Origin of the sequence: Sulfolobus sp. B1 (assembly GCF_007050195.1) — an archaeon.
Taxonomy (GTDB): Archaea; Thermoproteota; Thermoprotei_A; order Sulfolobales; family Sulfolobaceae; genus Saccharolobus.
In genome coordinates, this window is the sequence record NZ_QIMI01000182.1 from 1 (window position 1) to 2,326 (window position 2,326).

Here is a 2,326-nt window from a genome sequence, read left to right on the forward strand (position 1 = left end):
TAACTCCTTATAAGGGGTAAGAAGGAGGTTTATAGGGATATACCTTATTTATTGCCATCACGTTATTAGGGTTAAGATAGGAAGTTCCTTGATGATGCAAAACAAAGGCATAAAACAGTCATACGCGTTTGAAATGGGACACGACCAGAATTTGTAACTTCATAATAGTAATATTATCCATATTGTCAAATAATAGGAAACTTCTTTTTAGCCTCCAAGTTTATAAAAAAACTTGAATGAAGAGGTACTCATGAAAGGTTCAATGTTTTCATTGAAGGGTTTCAATTAGATTCTTTACAACAGTAATATTATGAAGATTTGTATCGTTTAAAAATTAAACTACAGTTTCTCAAGACAATCCTCTAATAAGCAAATTCCCTTGTTAGCTTACCCTTAATAGCATGTCAGAAGGGTCTCCTATCGATATAGCGAAAAGGCTATTAATTTAGTGAGGACGTATGCGTCTTATTTGGTTGAATACAAGACTCACGTGATATTTATGTGAAATAAGGTACTTTATACCTCATATCAACTAACGTTTCGTATAACTTTTCATCAATCTCTATACCTTCTCTCATAGCTTTTTCTCTTAATTTCATCCCATGTTCACCTGGGAAATCAGACCTTAAGATGTTCTTCATGTAATCTATTGCGTCATAATTAGCATCTATAGGATCTATTATGATCATTATTTCACCCTTGTTTGGTGGTGTTTCAGTATTTAGTACTCCCTTGACATTAGGACCTATGGCAGAGCCTGTTAAAAACGATACTAATAGTTCTAATGTAAGCATTAAGTAAAATCCTTTCTGTCCTCCCATTGGTAAAATTCCTCCTTCCAAAGCCTCTTTAGGGCTAGTAGTGATTTTGCCTTCCTTGTCTACAGCAACTCCATACGGTATCTCCTCTCCTTTCCTTAGAGCTTCTATTATCTTTCCTCTAGCAATTGAGGCTAGAGACATGTCTAAGATTATAGGATTATCCCTTGTAGGAATAGAAATGCTAATTGGAGTTGTTGATAACACTTTTTGTGAACTCATAGGTTTTACTACGGCAGGTTCAGCATTGCCTATCATTATCCCCACTTTCCCTTTTCTTGCTACTTTTTCCGTATAATATCCTAGAAAACCTATGTGGGATGAGTTTCTGACCGCTATAAAGTTCTTTTTTTTCTACGTATTCCTCTACCAACCTATCCCATAACGTTATTCCTATGCTATGCAACCCATCTATGAGTATTGAGTTATTGTTTTCCTTTACTATCTCATACTTTAACTCCTTCCTTATTGTTCCTAACTCAACACCTTTAACTAAGGGAATTACTCTCTGAACGCCGTGAGATGAATGACCTCTTAACTCTGCTTCAACGAAATGATTTGAAATGATCTCACTTCCATTAACTCCCCTCTTATCAAGTATCTCCTTTACTAACCCATTTAGCTCTTGATGGCTTATTAATCTTACCATAAAGATAAGTATACACTTTTTTTAAATAAATTTGTGAGGTACTTAGATGATCTCCTTAAATTCAGTTAAGTTCCTACTACCGCTAGTCAAGAAAACTTTGCTCTCCTTGCATAACTGTATCAAATCTATTGTTGGGCTTAACGTGAATATGACGGGAATTATCTTCTTATTCTCAAACATTTCCCGCTTACTCATCTTCAACTTCTCGATTTTTCTCATTAATTCATGAAAGACACTCCTATTTGCCCTACTTTTAACCTCGCCTATCAAAACGTAATTACCAAACTCTGCAAATAAGTCTATTTCAGCAATGTTTTCCAATTCAAGCCTGCTAATTTGAACCTTATAACCCAACTCCTTTTCTATTAACCACTCTAAGTAAAGTTGAGCATCATCCTCAATGCTTGTAGTTAAGTTCTCCACAAATTTAGCTATCTGCGTGTAATACTTATTCATATCCTCCCTCAACTTCTTTATCTCGTTGGTAAATTCTTCTCTCATCTTATTTATATCCTCTCTTAATTTGTTCTGATCTTCTCTTAACTTCCTCATTTCGTCACTAAATTCTTCTCTCATCTTATTCATCTCACTTGTTAATCTCACAATTTCACTACTTAACTCTTCTAATTTCTTTATTACGATTTTATCCGCTATAGCATTAGCTAACCTTTCAATGAACTCCTTATCGTTTTTTAGCTTATTGTAAACCTCGTCTACTGTGCTACTCACATGATTAAATCCGTTTATATTCTAAAAAAGATTATCGCTGATTTAACTCTCTTCCTCAGAGTTTAAACCTTTTATCAGTATGGAAAATTCTTAGACCTATTGAGTCTTAGGTAAGTTTAGATCTATCTAT

General features: G+C 34.4%; 3 protein-coding genes. All 3 read right to left on the bottom strand.

Annotated features, from left to right (window positions below; translation table 11 throughout):
- Positions 1-497: 497 nt before the first annotated feature.
- Genes DMP16_RS09150 through DMP16_RS09155 form a run of 3 tightly spaced genes read right to left on the bottom strand, consistent with a single transcriptional unit; the run spans position 498 to position 2,196 of the window.
- Entirely contained in the window at positions 498-1,157 is a 660-nt protein-coding gene (locus DMP16_RS09150; protein ID WP_306416245.1) for an Ldh family oxidoreductase, read from the bottom strand.
- Positions 1,060-1,467: an Ldh family oxidoreductase gene (locus tag DMP16_RS11450; protein ID WP_250637317.1), complete on the bottom strand. Its 408-nt coding sequence runs from the start codon at positions 1,465-1,467 to the stop codon at positions 1,060-1,062. The genes DMP16_RS09150 and DMP16_RS11450 overlap by 98 nt, the downstream gene beginning before the upstream one ends.
- A gap of 42 nt (positions 1,468-1,509) precedes the next feature.
- Positions 1,510-2,196 (bottom strand): DUF1640 domain-containing protein, encoded by a 687-nt coding sequence (locus tag DMP16_RS09155; protein WP_069284404.1) that lies wholly within the window; start codon positions 2,194-2,196, stop codon positions 1,510-1,512.
- Between the last annotated feature and the right edge of the window lie 130 nt (positions 2,197-2,326).

Excerpts from the sequence above, each read along its gene's own strand:
- DMP16_RS11450 (WP_250637317.1), bottom strand. The coding sequence starts at position 1,467 with ATGGTAAGATTAATAAGCCATCAAGAGCTAAATGGGTTAGTAAAGGAG.